Annotated in this window: 19 protein-coding genes; 9 read left to right on the top strand and 10 right to left on the bottom strand. The window is 65.1% G+C overall.

The features are described 5' to 3' along the window. Together HUK82_RS07125 and cysS are read right to left on the bottom strand one after the other, a co-directional pair. On the bottom strand, window positions 1-245 hold a 245-nt coding region (locus HUK82_RS07125), incomplete at its 3' end, for a TrmH family RNA methyltransferase (RefSeq protein ID WP_305144401.1). A gap of 61 nt (window positions 246-306) precedes the next feature. Further along, on the bottom strand, window positions 307-1,674 hold the full coding sequence (gene cysS, locus HUK82_RS07120; RefSeq protein ID WP_176613302.1) for a cysteine--tRNA ligase: 1,368 nt from the start codon (window positions 1,672-1,674) through the stop codon (window positions 307-309). 124 nt (window positions 1,675-1,798) lie between these two features. Here cysS and HUK82_RS07115 point away from each other — a divergent pair, with 124 nt between their 5' ends. Both HUK82_RS07115 and HUK82_RS07110 read left to right on the top strand, forming a co-directional pair. Next, on the top strand, window positions 1,799-3,211 hold the full coding sequence (locus HUK82_RS07115) for an MATE family efflux transporter (RefSeq protein WP_176613301.1): 1,413 nt from the start codon (window positions 1,799-1,801) through the stop codon (window positions 3,209-3,211). Window positions 3,212-3,339: 128 nt separating this feature from the next. Next, a complete protein-coding gene (locus HUK82_RS07110; RefSeq protein ID WP_176613300.1) occupies window positions 3,340-4,524 on the top strand; it encodes a multidrug effflux MFS transporter in 1,185 nt (394 codons plus the stop codon). Window positions 4,525-4,536: 12 nt separating this feature from the next. On the opposite strand, the gene HUK82_RS07105 is transcribed toward HUK82_RS07110, so the two are convergent. From HUK82_RS07105 to HUK82_RS07095, 3 genes are all read right to left on the bottom strand, one after another. Beyond that, entirely contained in the window at window positions 4,537-5,616 is a 1,080-nt protein-coding gene (locus tag HUK82_RS07105; protein WP_176613299.1) for a purine nucleoside permease, read from the bottom strand. Between the two features lie 32 nt (window positions 5,617-5,648). Beyond that, the gene (locus tag HUK82_RS07100; RefSeq protein ID WP_176613298.1) at window positions 5,649-7,187 is read right to left on the bottom strand and encodes an adenosine deaminase family protein; all 1,539 of its coding nucleotides are present in this window, start codon (window positions 7,185-7,187) and stop codon (window positions 5,649-5,651) included. Window positions 7,188-7,399: 212 nt separating this feature from the next. Then, entirely contained in the window at window positions 7,400-7,939 is a 540-nt protein-coding gene (locus HUK82_RS07095; protein WP_176613297.1) for an HdeD family acid-resistance protein, read from the bottom strand. A 328-nt stretch (window positions 7,940-8,267) separates the two neighbouring features. On the opposite strand from HUK82_RS07095, the gene rpsD reads away from it, so the two are divergent. The 6 genes from rpsD (at window position 8,268) to HUK82_RS07065 (ending at window position 12,316) form a co-directional block, all read left to right on the top strand. Continuing rightward, window positions 8,268-8,885 carry a 30S ribosomal protein S4 gene (gene rpsD, locus HUK82_RS07090; protein ID WP_176613296.1) on the top strand — a complete coding sequence of 206 codons (618 nt, stop codon included), beginning with the start codon at window positions 8,268-8,270 and terminating at the stop codon, window positions 8,883-8,885. Window positions 8,886-9,000: 115 nt separating this feature from the next. Beyond that, complete coding sequence (locus HUK82_RS07085) at window positions 9,001-10,545, top strand: peptide chain release factor 3 (protein ID WP_176613295.1); 1,545 nt, start codon at window positions 9,001-9,003, stop codon at window positions 10,543-10,545. 182 nt (window positions 10,546-10,727) lie between these two features. After that, on the top strand, window positions 10,728-11,084 hold the full coding sequence (locus HUK82_RS07080; RefSeq protein WP_176613294.1) for a hypothetical protein: 357 nt from the start codon (window positions 10,728-10,730) through the stop codon (window positions 11,082-11,084). Beyond that, window positions 11,084-11,500, top strand: a complete 417-nt coding sequence (locus tag HUK82_RS07075) for a cell wall hydrolase (RefSeq protein ID WP_176613293.1) — start codon at window positions 11,084-11,086, stop codon at window positions 11,498-11,500. Before HUK82_RS07080 ends, HUK82_RS07075 begins: the two co-directional genes overlap by 1 nt. Beyond that, window positions 11,500-11,721, top strand: a complete 222-nt coding sequence (locus HUK82_RS07070; protein WP_212648038.1) for a hypothetical protein — start codon at window positions 11,500-11,502, stop codon at window positions 11,719-11,721. Before HUK82_RS07075 ends, HUK82_RS07070 begins: the two co-directional genes overlap by 1 nt. 61 nt (window positions 11,722-11,782) lie before the next feature. Next, on the top strand, window positions 11,783-12,316 hold the full coding sequence (locus tag HUK82_RS07065; RefSeq protein ID WP_246495449.1) for a hypothetical protein: 534 nt from the start codon (window positions 11,783-11,785) through the stop codon (window positions 12,314-12,316). A gap of 514 nt (window positions 12,317-12,830) precedes the next feature. On the opposite strand, the gene HUK82_RS07060 is transcribed toward HUK82_RS07065, so the two are convergent. Beyond that, window positions 12,831-13,331 (bottom strand): DUF2501 domain-containing protein, encoded by a 501-nt coding sequence (locus HUK82_RS07060; RefSeq protein ID WP_176613290.1) that lies wholly within the window; start codon window positions 13,329-13,331, stop codon window positions 12,831-12,833. A 132-nt stretch (window positions 13,332-13,463) separates the two neighbouring features. Here HUK82_RS07060 and HUK82_RS07055 point away from each other — a divergent pair, with 132 nt between their 5' ends. Next, window positions 13,464-14,225, top strand: coding sequence for a hypothetical protein (locus tag HUK82_RS07055; protein ID WP_176613289.1), 762 nt, complete (start codon window positions 13,464-13,466; stop codon window positions 14,223-14,225). 18 nt (window positions 14,226-14,243) lie between these two features. Here HUK82_RS07055 and HUK82_RS07050 read toward each other — a convergent pair whose 3' ends face one another. From HUK82_RS07050 to HUK82_RS07035, 4 genes are all read right to left on the bottom strand, one after another. After that, window positions 14,244-14,816, bottom strand: coding sequence for an ankyrin repeat domain-containing protein (locus HUK82_RS07050; protein WP_176613303.1), 573 nt, complete (start codon window positions 14,814-14,816; stop codon window positions 14,244-14,246). Between the two features lie 162 nt (window positions 14,817-14,978). After that, on the bottom strand, window positions 14,979-17,123 hold the full coding sequence (locus HUK82_RS07045; protein ID WP_176613288.1) for a VWA domain-containing protein: 2,145 nt from the start codon (window positions 17,121-17,123) through the stop codon (window positions 14,979-14,981). Beyond that, window positions 17,123-19,837 carry a DUF4159 domain-containing protein gene (locus HUK82_RS07040; protein ID WP_176613287.1) on the bottom strand — a complete coding sequence of 905 codons (2,715 nt, stop codon included), beginning with the start codon at window positions 19,835-19,837 and terminating at the stop codon, window positions 17,123-17,125. Before HUK82_RS07040 ends, HUK82_RS07045 begins: the two co-directional genes overlap by 1 nt. Continuing rightward, window positions 19,834-20,641, bottom strand: an 808-nt coding sequence (locus tag HUK82_RS07035; protein ID WP_317134853.1) for a DUF58 domain-containing protein, incomplete at its 5' end; no start/stop codon positions are given. The genes HUK82_RS07040 and HUK82_RS07035, both read right to left, overlap by 4 nt.

Genomic DNA, 20,641 nt, shown 5'->3' with positions numbered 1-20,641 from the left:
GCGTCGTCGACCGTCGCGTGCACCGTTGCGGCTTCGAGAATACGGTCGGCCCCGGACGCGGCACGCCAGGCCCGTTCCTGCGGCCAACCGTCGCGCGGGGCGACGAGGCGCAGGTGAAACAGACCGCCATTGGCCATCGCGCGGGCGGTGGTGCCGATGTTCTCGGCCATCTGCGGGCGCACGAGGATGACGACCGGGCTGTTGCCGATCGGGCCGATATCGGCGCCGCCGTCACGGCCGGTCATGGCGTGCCTCGCGCGCCGAGGTGGCAGGGACTCGGGAGGGTGGGGAGGGTCGACATGGTCTTCATCCCCGGCGCCACTGCGTGCCGGTGGCGGTGTCTTCCAGCGCGACCCCCTGGGCGGCGAGGGCGGCGCGGATCTCATCGGCGCGGGCGAAGTCACGTGCCTTGCGGGCCGCGAGGCGCTCCTCGATCAGGGTGGCGATCGTGGTCTCGTCGAGACCCACCCCGGCGCGAAACCAGTCCGCCGGTGTCTGGTCGAGGAGGCCAAGCAGCGCGCCGGAGGCCTTCAGGCCGGATGAGGCCTCGCTATCCCCGGCCAGCGCGGCATCCGCCAAGGCATGGAGGGCGGCGAGCGCCCGGGGTGTGTTGAGGTCGTCGCACAGGGCCGACATCACGCTGTCGGGCACGATGCCGTCCGCGCGGGGCGGGGTCGTTTCGAGCGCGCGATAGAAGCGATCGAGCGTGCGCGTCGCGTCTTCCAGGCCACCGAACGTGAAGTTGAGGGTCGAGCGATAATGGCTGGTCATCAGCAGCAGGCGCAGGGCCTCTGCCGGCCCGCGCGCCAGCACGTCCCGGACGGTGTAGAAGTTGCCAAGCGACTTGGACATCTTCTCGCCGTCGACCAGCAGCATGGCGTTGTGCAGCCACACGTTGGCGAACGTCCCGTTCGGGAAGCAGCACAGGCTCTGGGCGCGCTCGTTTTCATGGTGGGGAAACAGCAGGTCGTCGCCGCCGCCGTGGATGTCGAAGCTTTCGCCCAGATAGCGGTGTGCCATGGCGGAGCATTCGATGTGCCAGCCCGGGCGGCCGCGTCCCCAAGGGCTGTCCCAGCCGGGCTGGGTGTCGTCGGACGGCTTCCACAGGACGAAGTCGCCCGGATTGCGTTTGTAGGGCGCGACTTCGACCCGCGCGCCGGCGATCAGGTCGTCAGTGTCGCGGCCAGACAGGGTGCCGTAGCCGGGAAAGCTCTGCACCGCGAACAGCACGTGCCCTTCGGCTTCGTAGGCGTGACCGTGCGCGAGCAGGCGCGTAATGATGTCCTGCATTTCGGCGATGTTATCGGTCGCGCGGGGTTCCAGGTCCGGTGGCACGATCCCGATGGCGGCGAGGTCGGCGTGGAAATCAGCCGTGGTGCGGGCAGTTAGGGCGGCGATGGTTTCGCTGTTCGCGCGCGCGCGGGCGGTGATCTTGTCGTCCACATCGGTGATGTTGCGCACGAAGGTCACGCGCGGATACAGGCGGCGCAGAAGGCGGACGAGCAGGTCGGCCGTCAGCATGGCGCGCAGATTACCGACATGGGCCAGATCGTACACCGTCGGGCCGCAGTAATAGACGCGGACATGGTTCGGGTCGAGGGGCGCGAACGGCACGAGCGCGCGGCGCTGGCTGTCGTGCAGGGTCAGGGCAGGGGTGCTGGCGGGCGGCGACATGATTCCGTCTTGATGCGTCAGCGTGGCGGACGACGCAACACGATGTGTGGTTCAGGGCACAAAATTCTGCCCCATGGTCTGGTTTCGGGCACTGCGATCTGCGATCACCGCCGCCATGACACACATGACCGAGATCGAGCACGCGTGCGGCGTCACCCTGTGGTCCGAGGTGCGGGCGCTTGTCAAAACCGCGCTGCCGCTGGGGGTGGGAGAACTGTCGCAGATGGCGATGGGTGTGTCGGATTCCATGCTGCTGGGTCGGCTGGGGCCGGATGCGCTGGCCGTGGCGGCCCTGAGCACCACGTTCTATTTCACGGTGACGGCGACGGCGCGGGCGGCGCTGGGGGCGGGGGGTGTGTTCATCGCCCGTGCCTTTGGTGGTCAGCGGGTGCGCGACATTGCGGTTGTTCACGCGATGACGGTGGTGATGGGCCTGCTGATGTGCGTGCCCTGTGCGCTGGTTCTGGCCAATGCCGGGCGGTTCCTGCTGTGGATCGGGGAGCCGCCGGAGATCGCGGCGCTGAGCGGCCGGTTCATTCATATCCTGTGCTGGTCCTTGCCGGCGTCCATCGTCGGCGTAGGTGTGCCGTATGAGGTGCTGCCGGCGTTGCGCGCGCAGAAGGTGTTGCTGTGGCTCATGCCGTCGGCGCTGGTGCTGAACGTGCTTTTGAATGCGGGGCTTGTGTTCGGTCTGGCGGGATTGCCACGGATGGGCCTTTGGGGGTCGGCGACGGCGACGATGGTCACGGGCTGGGGCTGCGGCGTGGCGCTTTATGGTGTGTTGCTCGGGGCGTCGCGTCGGCGGGTGGTGTTGTGGCCACCGCGCGGGGACTGGTCGATGCTGGTGCGGCTGCTGCGTTTTGGCCTGCCGATGTCGATCGCGGCGGCGGCTGAAGTCATGATGTTTCAGGCCAGCGGATTGCGGGCCGGGTTCTTCGGCATGCAGGCGCTGGCCGCGCATGGCATTGCGCTAAATGTCACGACCATGACTTTCATGGTGAGCTTCGCGATGGCGCAGGCGGCCAATATGCGTGTCGGGCATCTGATGGGCGCGGGGCGGGTCGGGCAGGTGCGAAAGGCCGCGACGGCGGCTCTGGGCCTGGTGGTGGCCTACAGCGCCGCTACGGCTCTGGTCCTGCTGATGCTGCCGGGGTGGATTGCCGGTCTGTATATGGGCGGTGCGCCGTCGGGGCGCGAGACGGTGGCGTTGGCGGCGGTTCTGCTCGGCGTTGCCGCGCTGTATCAGGTGGTTGATGGCATTCAGGTCATGCTGATGAACCTGTTGCGGGCGTTTGGAGACAGTCTGGTGCCGATGCTTCTGGCGGGGGTGGGTTACTGGTTTATCGGTTTTCCGGTCGGCGGTTGGCTGGCTTTCCAGCGTGGCTGGGGGGTCGCGGGGCTTTGGTGGGGGCTTGCCGTCGGTCTGGCGAGTGTGTCGCTGATGCTGGCAATTCGCTTTTTCGTCATGCGTTCGCGCTTGGTCGCTGGCGCGCGTTCGGCGGCGAGCCCTAACGTGGCTGAGACGTGGCCACGCTGACGTGACATGGGTTGCGTATTTACGGCCGGGGTCACCCGGGATTAGCCTTTCGCTTTAGAAAACAACAAGAACGACGCGACCCTTGAACCGGCCGCGCGCACGCGTCAGCACGAGGGGCCTTCGTCTCGGTGAAGCAGAAGCAGTCCCTGGTGGCGATTACGGCGGTTCTGGCGATCCTGACCGCTGTGGGCCCGATTTCAACCGACATGTATCTCCCGGCTTTCGGCGCCATGAGCGACGCGCTCGGCTATGGCGCTGGCGGGACACAGATGACGCTTGCGGCCTGGTTTTTCGGCCTGTCGATCGGGCAGGTCACATGGGGGGCCTATGCGGATCATTACGGACGCAGGGGGCCACTCCTGCTGGGGACGTCCATTTATACACTGGCGTCGGTCGGCTGCGCGCTGGCCGGGGATATGGTTCTGTTTTCCATATTCCGGCTTCTGGCAGCGTTCGGCGCGGCCGCGAGCCTTGTGATTCCGCGGGCGGTCATCCGCGATGTGGTCGGCACCGACGGGGACGCCGCGAGGATGCTCGGCCGGATGGTGCTGGTGATGAGCATCGTGCCCATGATGGCGCCGACGCTTGGCGGGTTGATCGTGCAGCACTGGGACTGGCGGGGCATTTTCTGGATGGCATCGCTGTATGGCGTTTTCTGCCTGTGGCTGGTGCAGCGCGCGTTGCCCGACACACTGACGCCCGCGCTGCATGTGCGTTTTGCCTTTGGACGCGCCTTGACCGGCTATGTCGTGGTGATGACCGAGCGTGTGTTCGTGCTGCATGCGCTGGAGGGCGGGTTCGCGACGTTTTCGCTTTTTGCGTTTCTCGGAGGTGCGCCGATGGTGTTTCTGTCGGGGTATCACCTGTCGCCCACGTTGTTCGGCAGCGTGTTCGTGCTGAATGCGGTGGGGTATGCATTGGGGACGAACGTCAACGGCCGCATGGTGCCGCGTTACGGTGCCAGCCGTGTCTTGAGCGGAGCGGTGACGGCGTTGGTCATCGTAACTCTCCTGATGGTCGTGGCGGCGTGGTTCGGTCTGGGCGGGGTCTGGGCGCAGGTGTGCGGGATTACGTTGTGCATGATGGTACTGGGGTTTTTGCTGCCGGGGGCGGCTCTGGGATCGGTGCTGCCGAACAAGGGGGCGGCCGCCTCCGCCTCCGCCCTTTATGGAACCGTGGTTTTTTTCATCGGTGCTGTGAGCACCGTTGTTGTCGGTCGGATCGACACGCCCGGGCCGTTGCCGATGACGGTCCTGATGCTGGTGGGTGCCCTGGCCGCGTTGACCTGTGACCGGGTGCGTCGTCGTCGCTGAGGGATCGGCGGTTCAGGGCGATGGGGCCGAGGGTGGTGCTGCGTCGTAGCGGTCCCAGTGCGTGGCCAGTTCCCGGACGACGACGGACCCGATGCGATAGGCCGCGTCGAGGGAGGGCAGAAAGCCGGAATAGGCTTCTTCGTTGCCGGTTTCGTGGGCAAGGAGTTGTGCGGCGGTCTGGCCGGGCGGGGGCATGTCGTAGTTAGACGCGGTCCGCAGGATGAGCGCCCGTCGCGCGTCGACGCGGCCTGCCTTGGCCTGTGCGGTCAGGGCCTGCAGGAAGCCGATGTCTTCCTCGGCCGTGGTGGCCATCGTGCCGTGATTGTCGGTCCAGTAGCTGACCCAGCGTTCCGCCCAGCGGTTCATGCGTTCGCCGACCCAGAAGGTCTCGCCCGAAAGAGTGTCGCCCAGCAGGACGGCGGGGGCGGTTTGCGCCTTGGGGAAACCGGTGTAGCGCGCGCGGATGGTGCGCAGGCCCGGTGTGTCGGGCAGGGGCACGGCGCGTGTCAGCCCGTAGGCCCACCGCACCAGTCCGGGATCGAGCGTGTAGGCCATGTCGCCGGAGAGGGAGTGCAGGGCTGGCCGTGGTTTCGGGTCGGGGGTGGCGCCCTGAATGGGGGTGAATCCGTCCGGCCAGTCAGCGGGGATTTCGCGCGGGTCGATCAGGTGGGCGAGGCCGCCGTTGACGACGGAAGGGGCCCATACGGCGGCGCCGACCGGGCCGAAATTGGGGTCGATGCCGCTGATACCGGCGAGCACGAAATAGGCGTGGCGGAGATCGAAACGCGGATCGAGGGCGAGGGCAGTAATGGCGGAGGCCATGTGTTCCGGGCCCTCGCCGCTGACGATGCCGAGCACGTGCAGCTCCGGGTTATAGCGCATCACGTCGTGATCGGTGCCGGGGGCCGGGATGGTCGTGGACAGCGGCAGGCGTTCGACCCATGTCTGGAATTCGCCCGGCGTGTCGCCGGTGTCGTGGCCGATTTCGAATGTTGTGACGACGACGACCCGGATTGGGGTCGGAGCAGCGCGGGCGATGCCCGATGACAGGGCCAGGGCCGAGAGGGCTGCGAGGCACGACAGGAAGCGCATCGGAAGGGTTCCCGGGAAAGGTGGTGGCGGGCTTACAGAGCGGGCGGTGTGCGGTCGAAGCGTGCGAAGTCGGCCTCCAGCGCCCATTGGGCGCGTGCTTTTTCGCTGTGGCTGAGCAGAGCGGCGCAGGAGGGTGAGGGGTGAGGGGACCCGGCCTGATCGGTGCGGCAGGCCGCGGCACGTGTCAGAGGAGTCGTGGGGCTGAACAGGGCGTCGCCGGGCAGAAAGCTGTACTGGAGGCTGGCGCGGGAGAGATCCAGAAGCTCGTCGTAACGCAGCGGCCACGTCGTCACTGCACGAAGGTATTCGTGGGTCAGGTCGATCCGCGAGACGCCTTCGTCATCTGTGGACAGTGCCACGGGGACGTGAGCGGCCCGGTAGAGGGCGAAGGGGTGATCGGCGCCCCGAACGCCCAGAATGACGTCGTTGCTGGTGAGGTTGATCTCCACTAGAGTGTGGCGTTGGGCCATCAGGTTCAGCAGACCGGGGGCATCGTCTTCCTGTGCGATGTCGATGCCGTGCCCGATGCGGGACGCATTGGCGACCTCGATGGCGTTGCGGATATGGCTGCGCAGGCCGTCAGGAGGGACGAGCCCGGGTGTGAGTTCGCCGGCGTGCAGGCTGAGGTGGATTTCGGGGTGCTGCTGGCCGAAAAAATGGAACATGCGCATGTGCAGGTCGTAATCGCGCATGGCCACCGGGTCGTCTTCGGGGGCCACGATGTTGACGCCGACGAAACGAGGGTCCTGCTGCGCCAGTGCATAGCCTGTCGCGATCTGTGCGAAGACGAAGGCCGGCGGCATCACGCGGATGGTCTGGAACAGGTAGCGCACGGTGACCGCGCATCCGTCCTTCGGGTGATCCGTGTCGCAGCCCAAGGCCCGACGACGGGTGGTTTCCATCGAGTCGACGTCCGCGCGGGCGGCGGCGATGACGGGGGCGAGCGCGGGAATGAGGCTGTCGGCGGTCGCCTGGAAGTTTTCCCCTGCCAGCGCGTGTGTCCGGGCGACATCGGCGATCGCGCCGAACTGCGGCGTGATCATGAGTTCGATCAGGTGAACATTGTCGCGCGCGGCGGTTTGCACGGCTTCGGTCAGCATATCGCCCTGATGGCGGATCTGGGCGGCCTGAAACTTGGCGAAGGTTGCGAAGAAGTGGTCGTGGCCGGAGCGGTCCGTGGCGGTCGGTACGAAGTCGCGCATCGACAAGGCGTCGATCATGGCGTTCGTGGCGGCTTCGCTTGTGGGGAGATCGGTTGCGGGTGTGCTGCCGGCGTCGCAGGTGCCTATGGTTCCAGTATTCGGGCGGACGCACAGGCCGTCACGGGCCGCCCAGGCGAGCATGGGCTCGGCATAGATCGCGCCTGCGAGATGATTGTGCAGGTCGGCGCCTTTCGGGAAGGCGCGGAGAAAGATGGCCAGTCGTTCCGGATCCTGACGGATTCGGGTGTAAAGGCGTTCGGCCTGTCCCCCGCTGGCGCCTTCGGCGGCGTACGTGTGGGTGGTGGCGAAGGCGGCTGTCGCGGCGATCACGGCGGCGAGGCCCAGCGTGCGGAAACGGTCGGGAAGCATGGCGGGATCGTGGCGTTAAAACGTGCTGCCGCGCAAGGTCCGTCGCTTCAACGGGTTATCCACAATTTTGTGGATGAGGCTGGGGGAGATCGTGTGAATGATCTGGGGACGATGTGGGGGTTGTTGCGCGCGGCCTTGGCGGGCGCTTGCGCGTCGCTGGGGACAGTCGGCCCGGCAACACCCCTGGCGGGACGCTGCCGGTGAGCGGACGTTCAGGGTTGCCGGGTGGTCAGGCGAAGGGCGAGACCGATCTGGATCCAGCTGAAGCCGGCCACGATCAGTTCGACGCCGACGAAGGTTCCGATCAGCCAGAGGCCGGACCACGGCAGGGTCATATAGAGCATGATCCCGATCAGCAGGCTGACGAGGCCTCCGAACAGAATGATCCACCAGCCACCCAGTGTGCGGTGGGTGGCGGCGATGACGATGCGCGACAGGCCCACGATGACGAGGAAGGCGGCGATGAAAGCGGTGATGATCATGGAGCCGGCCACGGGCTCGCGCATGATGAGAATGCCGCACAATCCGTAGAGGACGCCACCCATGCTCGACAGGGCAAAGCCGGCCCAGTCGCGCACGTTGAAGGCGTGCACGATCTGCACGATGCCCGCGACGAGCAGGACGCCGCCGATGATCACGGTGCTGGCGAGTGAGACGTTGATGGCGTCGATCCAGGCGATGACGCCCAGGATAATGGAGGCGACGCCGAGCGCGACGAAAAGGCCCCAGCGTTGGGCGAGAGGGATGGGCATTGTGATCTCCTTGCACGGTCCGTCGGCGTCCGCGTATCGGACGCGCCTGACGGGATTGGGGCCTATTCGCGGCCGTGAGGCAAGGGTGCGCGGGGATTCCGGACGGGGCGGAGAACGGGATTTCTTGACAGCGGCGGGTGGGGGTTGTATTGGCGCCACCCATTGCCGGGAACGTGGACGCTCCGGTCGAGGCCTTATGGGTGGTTGCTCCCCGGCGTCGATGATACGGAGTGCGCCCGCTGTGATCCATGATGGATCGTGGCCTACCGGTGCCATCGCGAGGGCCGGTGACGGCTATCGCGCAGATTGATAGAGAGTGAGCGCCCGTATGTCGAAGCGCCTTGAGAGCAAGTACAAGATCAATCGCCGTCTTGGCGTCAATCTTTGGGGCCGCGCGAAGTCGCCGGTCAACAAGCGCGAGTATGGCCCCGGCCAGCATGGTCAGCGTCGTAAGCAGAAGCCGTCGGACTTCTCTGTCCAGTTGATGGCCAAGCAGAAGCTGAAGGGCTACTACGGCAACATCAGCGAGAAGCAGTTCCGCAAGTATTATGACGAGGCCGTGCGCCGCAAGGGCGACACCTCGGAGAACCTGATCGACCTGCTCGAGCGTCGGCTGGATGCGGTGGTTTACCGTCTGAAGTTCGCGATGACGCCGTTCGCGGCGCGTCAGTTCGTCAGCCATGGCCATGTGACGGTCAATGGTCGCAAGGTCAACATTCCGTCCTATCTGGTGCGTGACGGCGATGTGATCGAGGTGCGCGAGCGTTCCAAGCAACTGGCGATCGTTCTGGATGCCGCTCAGACGGGCGAGCGCGACGTGCCGGAATACATCGAGGTGGATCACCGCCAGATGAAGGGCCGCTTCGTGCGCGCGCCGAAGCTTTCCGATGTGCCGTATCCGGTGCAGATGGAGCCGAACCTGGTGGTCGAGTTCTACTCCCGCTAAGAGTTTTCGGCCGGAAACGGCTGGATGTGACGCCGGCCGAGGGGACAGTGATCCCTTCGGCCGGCGTCGCCGTTTCCGGGGTATCGATACGCTGTCTGCCTGCCGGAGCGCCATCATGACCGAGCCTGTCACCACGATCGCCGCCGAGATTGCGCGCCGACGCACGTTTGCCATCATCTCCCATCCTGACGCGGGTAAGACGACGCTGACCGAGCGCATCCTGCGTGCCGGTGGTGCGATCCAGCTTGCCGGTAATGTCCGTGCCAAGGGCGAACGGCGGCGCACGCGATCGGACTGGATGGGGATCGAACGCGATCGCGGGATTTCCGTCGTGACGTCGGTGATGACGTTTGAGTATGGCGGCTGCGTTTTCAATCTTCTGGACACACCCGGTCACGAGGACTTTTCCGAAGATACATACCGCACGCTTACGGCGGTGGATTCGGCCGTGATGGTGATCGACGCGGCGAAGGGCATTGAAGAGCGGACACGCAAGTTGTTCGAGATTTGCCGTTTGCGCGATATTCCGATCGTGACGTTCATCAACAAGATGGATCGCGAGGCGCAGGACCCGTTTGCGCTTCTGGACGAGATCTCGTCGGGGCTGGCGCTCGATACGTCGCCGGCAACGTGGCCTGTTGGGCGGGCGGCGCAGTTTGCGGGCACCTACGACCTGCGGACAAAGGCCCTGCATGTTCCAGGCGACATGGCGCAGTCGGACCCACGCATGGTGGCGTTGGGCGAGGAGCTGGAGCTGGTCGAGGCGGCTCTGCCGCCGTTCGATCGCGAGTCGTTTGACGCCGGGCATCTGACGCCAGTCTTTTTCGGCAGTGCGATGAAGGAGATCGGTGTGACCGATCTTCTTGATGCCATGGTGGCCTTCGGTCCGCCGCCGCGTGCCCAGCAGACCGAGACGCGCGAGGTGCGTGCGGACGAGGACGCCGTGACGGCGCTGGTGTTCAAGATTCAGGCGAACATGGACCCCAATCACCGTGACCGGATGGCGTTCGCGCGCGTGTGTTCGGGGCGACTGACGCGCGGTATGCGACTGCGCCACGTGCGGATCGGCAAGCACTTCGCGTTGCATACGCCGCAGTTCTTTTTTGCGCGGGACCGGCAGTTGGCCGAGGAGGCCTTTGGCGGCGACGTTGTCGGCATTCCCAATCACGGCACGTTACGCATTGGCGATACGCTGACGGAGAACGAGGATCTGCGCTTCACCGGTGTTCCGCATTTCGCGCCCGAGATTTTGCGCCGCGTTCGCCTTGATGACGCGATGAAGGCAAAGAAGCTGCGTCAGGCATTGGTCGAGTTGGCGGAGGAGGGGGTCGTCCAGCTTTTCCGTCCACAGGATGGGTCCGCCCCCATTGTCGGTGTGGTCGGCACGTTGCAGCTGGACGTGTTGCAGGCGCGCTTGCAGCAGGAGTACGGCGTGGGGATTGGTTTTGAGTCCACGCCTTACTCTCTTGCTCGCTGGGTAACTGGCCCGCAGGCTCGGCTCGAGGCATTTGCCATGTCTAATCGGACGGCGATGGCCGATGATATCGATGGCGATCCAGTCTTTCTCGCAAGTTCCGCCTTTATGATGCGTCGCACAAGCGAGATGCAGCCGGAGCTGAAATTCCATGACATCAAGCAGATCGGTATTGAGATAAGCTAGGTCAGAACCGCGTGTTTTCTGGTTCCTGGATCGGCGGCTGTTCCGGCCGTGCGATGGAATGAATCGGGGGGCCGAATTTTCGCGTTGCAGCCGCGCGCGGTATCGAGTAGTGAATCCAATAGTGCCAGAATAGCTGGCCAAAAAGCGCCCCATCGGGCGCTTTTTTTTTGGATTAATGCGAAATGACTGAAAATACCGAGGCGCTTCAGCTTGAGCTGGAGGCATTACGGGCGGCTGTACGCCTGACGGAGGACCGGCTGTTGCGGGTGGAGACCACGCAGGGTGGTCTGTCTGACAAACACCAAGAATTACGCAACGAAGTTCGAAGCGAGATCAAGTCGCTCAGGGAGCGGATTCTCGAATTACAGAGCAAGATAGAAAAGGGACAAAGCGAAATCACCGAGAAGTTTCAGATTGCGAACTCCAAGCTGGATCGCTTGTTTGGTGCGCGCGCGGTGGTGACCACGCTTATTACTTTGGCAACATCAATACTGGGATCGGGCGCTGTTCACTTGGCGTTTACGGTTGGTGGACCGTGATGCTTGATCCGGCTGAGGTTGCCGCCCGCACGGCCTGGGGAGAGGCCCGTGGGGAGGGGTTGTCGGGGATGCAGGCTGTCTTGAATGCGATTGGCAACCGGGCAGCGTATCCCGGATGGTGGGGGCATGGCATCGCGGGCGTCTGTCTCGCGCCTGGACAGTTTTCGTGCTGGAACGTCGATGATCCAAACAGGGAAAAACTCATATCCGTCGATGTGGCGGACAAGGTGTTTCTGGCTGCCCTGAATCTTGCACGGCGCCTGTGCGCGGCCGAACTCCCTGACCTTACGACAGGTGCCGACAGTTATTATGCGGCGGGTTCGAGACGGCCTTTGTGGGCGCGAGACGCATTTTTCAAAATATCGATTGGAAGACACAGGTTTTACCGTGTCGGACTGATGGGCGATGGTCGGTGATGGATATCTCTTTTCTCTTATCTTGCTTGCCTGACAGCGACTTGCGTTACGTCGCATTCGTGATCGTGGCGTGCAAATTGGTGACGGTGTGTGTTCCGGCGCCGGCGGACACGTCACGCTGGCTGCCGCTGTACCGGCTTGTAAATGCGGTTGCCTTGAATATCGGCTGGGCCCGAAACCGCTTTGATCCGAGCTCCGCAGAGCCGGAAAAAAAGCGTTGAACGCGAAATTTCTATTATTTTTACAGGTCAAGTATTCATGAATTCCTTTTCGAGACGCTCCATGTTGCGAGGGCTTACGGCGTTGACGGCGGCGTCCATCGCCGGGTGCACCGTGACCACGAACGGGTCTGTAACAACCATTACACTCAACGTGAAGGCAATCCGGACTTATGGTGTCGCGGGTCTCAATGCCGTGTCGACGGTGATGAGTATTGCTGCGGTTGCGTCCGCGGTGGGCGCGCCAGCGGCGGCCGTGATTGCCGCGGCCGATACCGCGTTGGCAGGGGCGTTGAACGCATTTGCCGCCGCAGCGGGTAATGCTGTCACGATCACGTATGACTCGACCTCTTTCAAGACACAGGTCGACAGTCTTCTGTCGGCTCTCGAATCTGTGGCGAGTGATCTGTCGGCCGCGATTACGGGGGCCGGCGACGCCATTCCGGCGTCGGCACGCGACACCGTATCGGTGGTACTTGCTGCGCTGAGCAGTGTTGTTTCGATTTTCCAGGGTTTGCTCGGGATGGTGTCCGTGGACGCGGGGCGGCCGTCCATGCCCGAGGCGCAGGCGCTACGCACGTTGGGTGTGACGTCCTGAGATGGTGGAAGCTTTGCGAACGGTCCGCGTTCGGCTGTATACCCCGGCCGATTTCATCGGGCGCGCCATATGCTGGCGGCTGGAATCGGACTACTGCCATGCAAGCATCGAATTCGACGACGTCGTCTACACCGCGACGTTTCCACAGGTTTTGATGCTACCGCCCGAGAATGACGCTGTCGGTCAGCCACCACGGGGCGGCCGGTCGTTTACGCTGGCGGTCACAGACGACCAATTGTCGGCCGCACGCACGTGGTGCCGAGCGCGGGTCGGACGGCACTACGACTGGCTGTCATTGCTTGGATGGCTCTTTCGCCTGCCGAGACTGCAGTCGCGACGTGACTCGTATTGCTTCGAATTTGTCAGGGGCGCGCTGGCGTCGGCGGGGCTCGTGGGACCCTCGGCGTCGCTTATTTCTGGGGACGAGCTGATGTGTCTCGTTTTGCAACTCGGCGCTGTGCCGGAGCCGGAGACTCTGCCTTCCCGGGCGTAGTCGGGAAGGCAGAGTCGGGACTTACATGTTGCCTTGGGCGTGTTTCGTCAGATCGCTGCAGAGCTTCGTGCGATCGGTGGTGCTCATCGTCGAAACATCGACCGGATTTCCGCCGTTGATTTGGATGAGTCCCTGACCACCCAGCGAGTAGCCCTGATCGGTCGTCACTCCGGGATGCTTTGCCGCTGCGCGTGCGACGTGGCGAGACGTCGTGTCGTTAAGCGTATGGCTACGGACGCAGTAGGACAGAAGTCCGGCGACATTGCCGTTCGACAGGGTCGAGATGTCGGGCACTCCTGCGCCCGCCGTCGCCGGGTTGACGCCGGTCACGTTGCGAACGATCTGCGCGCCATTCGTGGCCTGGGGTGCGGTTCCCTGCACGCCGACGGTGCCGGATGGCGCGTAGGACGTAACGGCGCCCGACGGCAGCTGCGGCACGGTCTGCTGAGCGTGGGCGCTGCTGATCCCGGCTGCGGCGATGGCGCAGGCAAATGACAGGGTGGCAAGCGAGCGATTGGACATTGGCGAAAACTCCTTGTGCGACCTCAGGCTGTGCGGGACAGCGCTGTCGTGGGGTTTGAACGGCGTAATGGGCACGCGGTTCCCGTTTTGCAAAAACTGATCTTTATTTCGATTTATTTATGAAGGAACAGCATGACCTTGTACTGCCTTGGTGCGCGGCCGGCGCAGACGCGCGCACAACAACCTTCGCTCAACGTATTGAAAATGATGGTCCGGCGCGCGCCGAACCAGTTGGAGCGCGGTGGGATAGATCCGAAACCCTCCATGCTGGGCAACGATATTTTGGGAAACTGCACGTCGGTTGGGATCGCGAACCATCTTCGTGCGACCGCTGCCCTGGCTGGGTTCGAGGTGGGCGTGCGCGACGTTGACGCCGTGCGCTTTTATGCGCAATCCACAGGGTATCAGCCTGGCAACCCGGCGACCGATCAGGGGGGTGTCGAAGTCGACGTTCTGACATACGCTGCGCGCAATGGTTATGGTTTGCGCAATGACACCCTGTATCCGATCTGGGGATCTGCGGACCCGGCTGATCTTAACGGCATGCGCAACATCATGGCGGGGATGGGGGCCGCGTATCTGGGCGTGAGGCTGGCGTTGGCTGACCAGCATGACGGCGTATGGGACACATCCACACCGGGCGACCAGACCCCGGGGTCATGGGGCGGCCACTGTCTGCTGGGATGGAGTTACACGGGTATTGACGACGAGGATTTGGTGTCTCTGCTGACCTGGGGCACAGTGCGACAGGCAACATGGCGCTGGATACGGTCGCGCGTTATGGAGTGCCACGGTCTGGCGTGGCGTCAGCTTGTCCCCGCATCGGGTCGGCTGCCGGGAGGCGAGGGCTGGGACACGCTGGTGGCGACGAACCGGACTTATCTCGGGGAGTAAGTCCGGGACATTTAGATCTTACGGTGCGCCGAAGCCGAGGAATCCGACGTCGGGGCGGGGGGTGCCGCCGCCAACGGTGGGACGCTTCGTGGCATGCGAGCTGACCTCGCGGACGGCGCGTCCGTGGATCGATGCGTGCCCCTCGGGCGCGGCGTCAGCCTCGGACGCGAGGCGCGTGGCGCCCGCGTCGTTATAAGTTCGCAGAGACAAAAGCAGAAAGATGATGTCGTTGCGATTCAGGTCGATAGCAAGGTCGATCGGCTTTTGCCCCAGAACATTCCGGGCCCCCATGTCTGCCCCACGGTTGAGCGCCTCTTTCGCCGCATTCAGGCTGCCGCGATTGATCGCCTCAAACAGCGCTGCGGTAGGGTTGAGATCCGCGTTGGCGTGGCCGCCTTCCTCTTCCTGTGACTCAGCGCCGGGGAGGGCGGACGGGGGGGCGGCGGCCTTTGCGTTACGGCGCGCTTCGGCCTTTTTCTGGTGGTCGGCGGCCTCGGCCTGCGCTTCCGCGTCGTCGTCGCTCTGGGCCTGAGCGTGGTGCATCGGCATCAGGAGCATTGCGCCAAGCGCCATGGAGGCCACGGTGAGCATGTGAGGCAGGCGACGCGGTCGAATCTGGAGGCTCATAGCGGGTCCGGGACAGGGGGGAGGTAGCGGCCATCACTATAGAGGCGCGACGGTTGCGAGGCGATGGTATTTTCTATGACAGGCGCGAACCGGGTGTATGGGCGTCCCGTCGATCATGGCCGCTGTTCATGGCTTACTTTCCCGCCACCATCCCAGAGCCAGCAGAAGAGCCGCAAGAGCCAGCACGAGCCAGCCGGGAAGGAGGGCGCGCGACTGTTCACCTGCGATGCTGCGTGCGTGGCGGTCTGCCAGCATAAGGGCCCCCGCTTGAGGCGCCGTTCCCGGTTCGACCAGAGCGAGGCGGGGTGTCACGGCCGGGTTTCCGGACCATACGACACTACCGCCTGTTTGTGAGGCAAGCGGGGAGAGAGGGGACGCCGTGGCGCGCAGGTCGGAATATTCGAGCGCGTCGTTGATCGCCGGGGCGGCGAACGCGCGGTGCGCGCCGTCGTCGACCTGCCAGATTCCGGGCTGTGTCGCCTCGATCCCGACTGTTGCGACGCCGTTGCCCATGTCGTGGAGCGCGACGTGCGTGTCATGACCGTCGGGCGAGCGCACCGAGAGCGTTGGCAGGTCGGCCGTATGCGTGGAACGACGTGTGGCGATTAGCCGGCCATCGTTGATGGTGGCGGTGAGTTGTTCCTCTTCAAGTTCAGGTTCTTTCATCAGCCAGTGCGAGAGACGGCGCAGGAGTTCGGACTGCGGGCCGCCGCCGCCCTCGCCATGTGACCAGAGCCAGATCTGGTCGGACAGCAGCAGTGCCACGCGTCCCTGATCGACGTGATCGAGGATAAGCAGCGGGGCGTTGTCTGGTCCGGTCAGAAGGGTTTCGCCCTGGGTGCTGTCGGGACGTAAGGCGCGGTACCACGGCCCCCAGTCGGGGGCTGCCGTGGGCCCTGAGGTAGTTGCGCTTTGCGGCAGACCGCTTGTGACGGGGTGTCGCTCTCCCACGGCTGTCAGTGTGGGCTTGAACGCCTGTTCGATCAGGGCACCGTCGCTTGGGACGTGGGCGGGCAGGACGGATCCGACCGCCGTGTCCTGAAGGCTGCCGGCGCCGACGAATTCCGGCCCTGCGATCAGCAACAGACCTCCGCCGCCGCGCACGTAGGACGCGATGTTGCGGAGGTAGGCGGGAGGCAGGATGGCGCGGTTCTGGAAACCGTCAAGAATGATCAGATCGAACTGCCGGATTTTCTGTTCGAACAGCTCACGCACCGGGAACGCGATGAGCGCCATGTCTGACAGTGGTGTTCCGTCATCCTTGTCCGGTGGCCGGAGAATGGTGAAATGCACCAGATCAACGGAGGGGTCGGCCTTGAGGAGACGGCGCCAGACGCGTTCGCCCTGATTAGGTGTGCCGGAGACCAGCAGCACCTTGAGCCGGTCACGCACGCCGTTGATGGTGACGATCGTGCTGTTGTTGAGGGCGGAGACCTCATTGGGGAGTTCGGTTGCCGAAAGGCCGATGAGCAGGGGCCCCGGCCGGCGGACGGGCACCGGGATGTCCTGGGGCGTGTTGGCGCGGACCTGCGCGTGGATGGGTTCTTCGCCGGCCGCGGTGATGGTCAGTGTGGTCAGGTCGTCGGCCGCGTGGAGGGCTGGACCAGACTGATCGACCTCGACACGGATCGTCGCGGTTTGTCCGACGATCGCGTAGGGGGGCGCCGACAGGACCCTGAGACGACGGTCGGTTTCTTCGCCACGGCCGGTAAGCATGATGTTGAGCGGCAGAGGGTACGCCGATCCCGTGGGCCTCAGTGCGGCGGGAATGCCGTGGGGAACGTCGTGAACCTGGCCATCTGTCAGAAAAACGACGCCCGAGAGGCGATCGGGGGGGATGTCGGCTGCTGCCTGCGTGAGGGCATCGAACAGACGGGTCCCATGGGTGTCGGGTGTGCCGCCACGCGACGCTATGACTTTAAGGGTCAGGCCGGGCACACGGGCGGACTCGGCCTGCAAGCCTGAGATGATATCGCGGGCCAGCTCGCGGCGGTGATTCAGGCCCATCGAAGCGGACTGGTCGTCGATTACCAGCGCGGTCTGGCCCAGTGGGTGCCATGTCCGCGTGACCCATTGCGGACCTGCGAGCCACGCGAGCACCACGAGTAGTGCGGCCGAGCGCGCCGAGAGGCCCCGGACGTGTCGCACGGCCCCCAGCACGGCCCCCAGCACGGCCGCCACCGCCAGTCCATCGATCGCCCATAGGGGCAGGTAAGGCATGAAGCCGATCTGATGACCGATCGATCCGGACAGGAGGGCCTTAGGATCCATTATTGGCCCAGCCTGTGCAGAAGTGCGGGCACGTGGACCTGATCGGCCTTGTAGTTGCCGGTGAGCGCGTAGATCACGGCGTTGACTCCAAAGCGGTAGGCCAGTCGACGTTGATCGTCCCCGTCGGGCAGGACGGCATAGGGCGCATTGCCATCATTATCGACCGCCCATGCGTGGGCCCAGTCTGCGCTGCCGATGATGACGGGGCTGACGCCATCGTTGGCGGCGTCGCCCTCGCGGGCGACCCAGATCGGCTGTCCCGCATAGCGTCCGGGGAAATCGTGCAGAAGGTAGAATGTGTGAGCCAGCACGTGATGGTCCGTCAGGCGGGCGAGCGGGGGGATGCTGAGGCCTGTCGTCACGCGCTTGAGGGCCGCAGCGGTGCCGGGAGCGTCGGGTGCGAAGGGGCCATGCTGGTCATTGGCGGTGGCCGGGTCGTTGCCCTGCGTGTCGATGAGCAGAATCCCGCCGTGCGCCATGTAGGTGTTGAGTGCGGCGATCCGTGCCGGCGAGGTCGTCGCGTCCGATGTGATCGGCCAGTACAGCATCGGATAATACGCGAGATCGTCGTGTTCGGGGGTAACGCCGTCGGGATGTCCGAGATCTGCCGAGGTGCGTGCGTTCACGTAGTCGGACAGGCCCTGCAGCCCTTGCCGAGACACGGTGTCGAGATCGTCATGCCCTGTTCGGATATATCCCAGACGCGTGTCGAGCGCGGCCCCTGGCGGGGGTGTCTGGGCGCGGGCCGCGGGAGTGGTCGCCTCGAGCACGCACAGCAGGGCCAGCCCGACGAAGCGGCGAAAAAACGCGCCGCGCAGGCCAAAGCTGACGATCATGTCGATCAGCAGGAGGCACACGGCGACGGCGAGGAGAAGCGGCCCGAGGGCATGATCACGGTGAACCGTGTCCATATCGACCACGGTGCCGAACGGTGCGGCAGGAACAAGGGACAGGACGGTATCACCGACATTCAACGCGCGGCGCGCCTGGAGCGGTCCGTATAGCCCCGGCGGGTGGTGCGGGGAGAGAGGGGTATGGCCGAACGCCCGGGCGGCAAGGCTTTGCGCGGCCGGGGGGGGCGGGACGAGGTTGCCGTCGCCATCCAGGGCGAGCGCTGGAGTCAGTTGTGCGGTGTCTGCCGGCAGATCGACGCCTGAGGCGCGTTCGATCAAACTGTGCAGCATGTCCACGAAAAGGCCGGACAGGGGCAGGGTTGACCAGTCTGGTGTTGCGGTGACGTGGAAAAGCACGATCTGGCCATCGCCGAGCGAGGCGTGCGTCACCAGCGGTGTTCCATCCGTCAGGCGCGCCCAGGTGTGGGCCGGGAGATCTGCTGTCGGTTGCGCAAGCACTTGACGCGAGACGGTGACGTCACGTGACGCGGGCAGTGCGTGGAAGGGAGAGGTGTCATCGAACGGCGCCAGCCCCTGTGGGGTGCCCCATGACATGGAGCCGCCGAGCTGACGCGCACCACCGACCAGCGTGACGGGCAGGAGGTTATCCGGGCCGGTGCCCGCACTGTCGGTCTGGTCGGAGCGCGCTAGGTAGGGGCCGGAGAAGCGTATGAGCGTACCGCCCTTTTTCACCCATTGCATGATGAGGGTACGCTGCGCGGGATCGGACAGCGTGCCGTCCACGGCGATCATGACCGACAAGGGGGATTGCAGCAGGTGGGCTACTTCGCCTTCGCGAAGATCGACCGTCGTCGCCAGGGCCCGTTTGAGGTAGAACGCCGCGCCGACAAGCGGGGTTTCCGCGCCCGAGCCCGCGAGAAGAAGGCCGACAGGGCGACGTCGATCGCCTTCGTCCGTCAGATGCAGGGCACTTGCCCCCGAAGCGTCGTCGATGGTGAAACGGTCGATGACGTTGCGGATTTCGGCGGGCAGGGAGAGCATCGCATCCCCGGACGAGGCGCCGGCCGCGATCGAAACCGGCACGTCGGCGATCGCGCCCCCGCTGAGGTTGCGCGCCTTGATCCGCAATTGACGGGGGGCAGACGAGGGGAGCGTGGCGACGTGGAGGCGCACGTGACCATCGGCGTCCAGCGCGGACGAAAGCGCGACGGGTGCGGTGTCGCCCAGGTCAAGGGCGCGCACGGGCGCCTTGTCTTCAAGCGCGCGCCTGAAGACGGCGTCCTTCGGTGTTGCGAGATGATCGGGAAGATAGACAATCTGGTTCGGGTGTGGCGCGCGTGCCACCGCATCGGCTGCGCGTGCACGATCGGTGCCCCATGCCTGGGGGCGCAGCGCATCGATGATCGGCCGCAGTGAGGTCGCCGGGCGGTCGGCAACGATGGGCGGGAGGTCACCTGTGCCGTCGGGCGCGGTCAGCACCAGATCCGCGCGGCCGTTCGCGCGGGCAATATGGTCGAGAACGGTGTCGAGAGCGGCGATCCTGCGGTTCCATCCCTGTGCTGCCGCCCATCCATTGTCGACCACGATCAGGGTACGGCCGCTGACGTCGCTCAGCGCGGCGGTGTGGACGATGGTGGGTTGGGCGAGGCCGAGCACCAGGAGTGCGACGCCGGCACTGCGCAGGAGCAGCAGCCACCAAGGTGCGCGGGCGGCATCGTCGCGAAGCGGTCTGAGGGCACGCAGCCAGGCAACCGGCGGAAAGGTCTGCAGACGCGGGGCGGGGGGACGGGCGCGGACAAGCCACCACAGCACGGGTAGCGCGACAAAGCCGACGAGGATCCAGGGCGCGAGGAAGATCATGCGCGGTGTCCGCTTCCCAGTCGGGCATGCAGGGCGAGGAGGGCCTCGGCCGGGGACTGGTCGGTGGTGTGCGACAGGACGTCGGCCCCCGCGGCATGGGCGGTGTCACGAATCTCGACCCCATGCGCGGCCGAGAGTGCGGCGTAGTGTTCATGGAGCGTCTCGACCGACGGCAGGACAACCGGTGTCTCGCCCTCAAGGCCGGTAAAGCGCACACGGCCGGTATAGGGAAGGCTGCGCTCCGCCGGGTCCGAGATGCGCACCAGATGCAGACGCGACGGGCGTGTGGCCAGAGCACGGGTCGTTCGACCCAGCCGTTCCGTCTCCCACAGGAAATCGCCGATCAGGACGGTCCTTGCGTAACGTCCGACCAGCGCTGGCTCCGGCCAGGTGATCTCCGGTGTTGTGAGCGCACGGTCGATCTGCCGGGCCACCGCTGCGCCGAGGCGATCCATGGCGCAGCGACCACTGAACAGGGGCGCGCCCGGCAGACCGATCAGCCGGACCCGCTCGCCGCCACGGAGAAGCACGTCGGCGAGTGCCAGGGTCAGCAGGAGCGCCCGATCGCATTTCCAGTCCAGGGCCGTGTCCGACCGCCACAGCATCGAGGGTGACAGATCGCACCACAGGCATACGGTCTGTGCTGATTCGGCCTCCACCTCCCGCACCCAGGCGTGGGTGGTGCGCGCGGACTGGCGCCAGTCGATCCGCGCAATGGGCTCGCCGGGCAGGGCCGGGCGGAATTGCCAGAACTCCTCGCCCACGCCGGGGCGCCGCGCGCCGTGGGTGCCGGCGGCGACCAGG

This window comes from Ameyamaea chiangmaiensis (genome assembly GCF_013376175.1).
Lineage (GTDB): Bacteria > Pseudomonadota > Alphaproteobacteria > Acetobacterales > Acetobacteraceae > Ameyamaea > Ameyamaea chiangmaiensis.
Note: the sequence above shows the minus strand (reverse complement) of the source record. Positions and strands in the feature narration are given on the sequence as shown.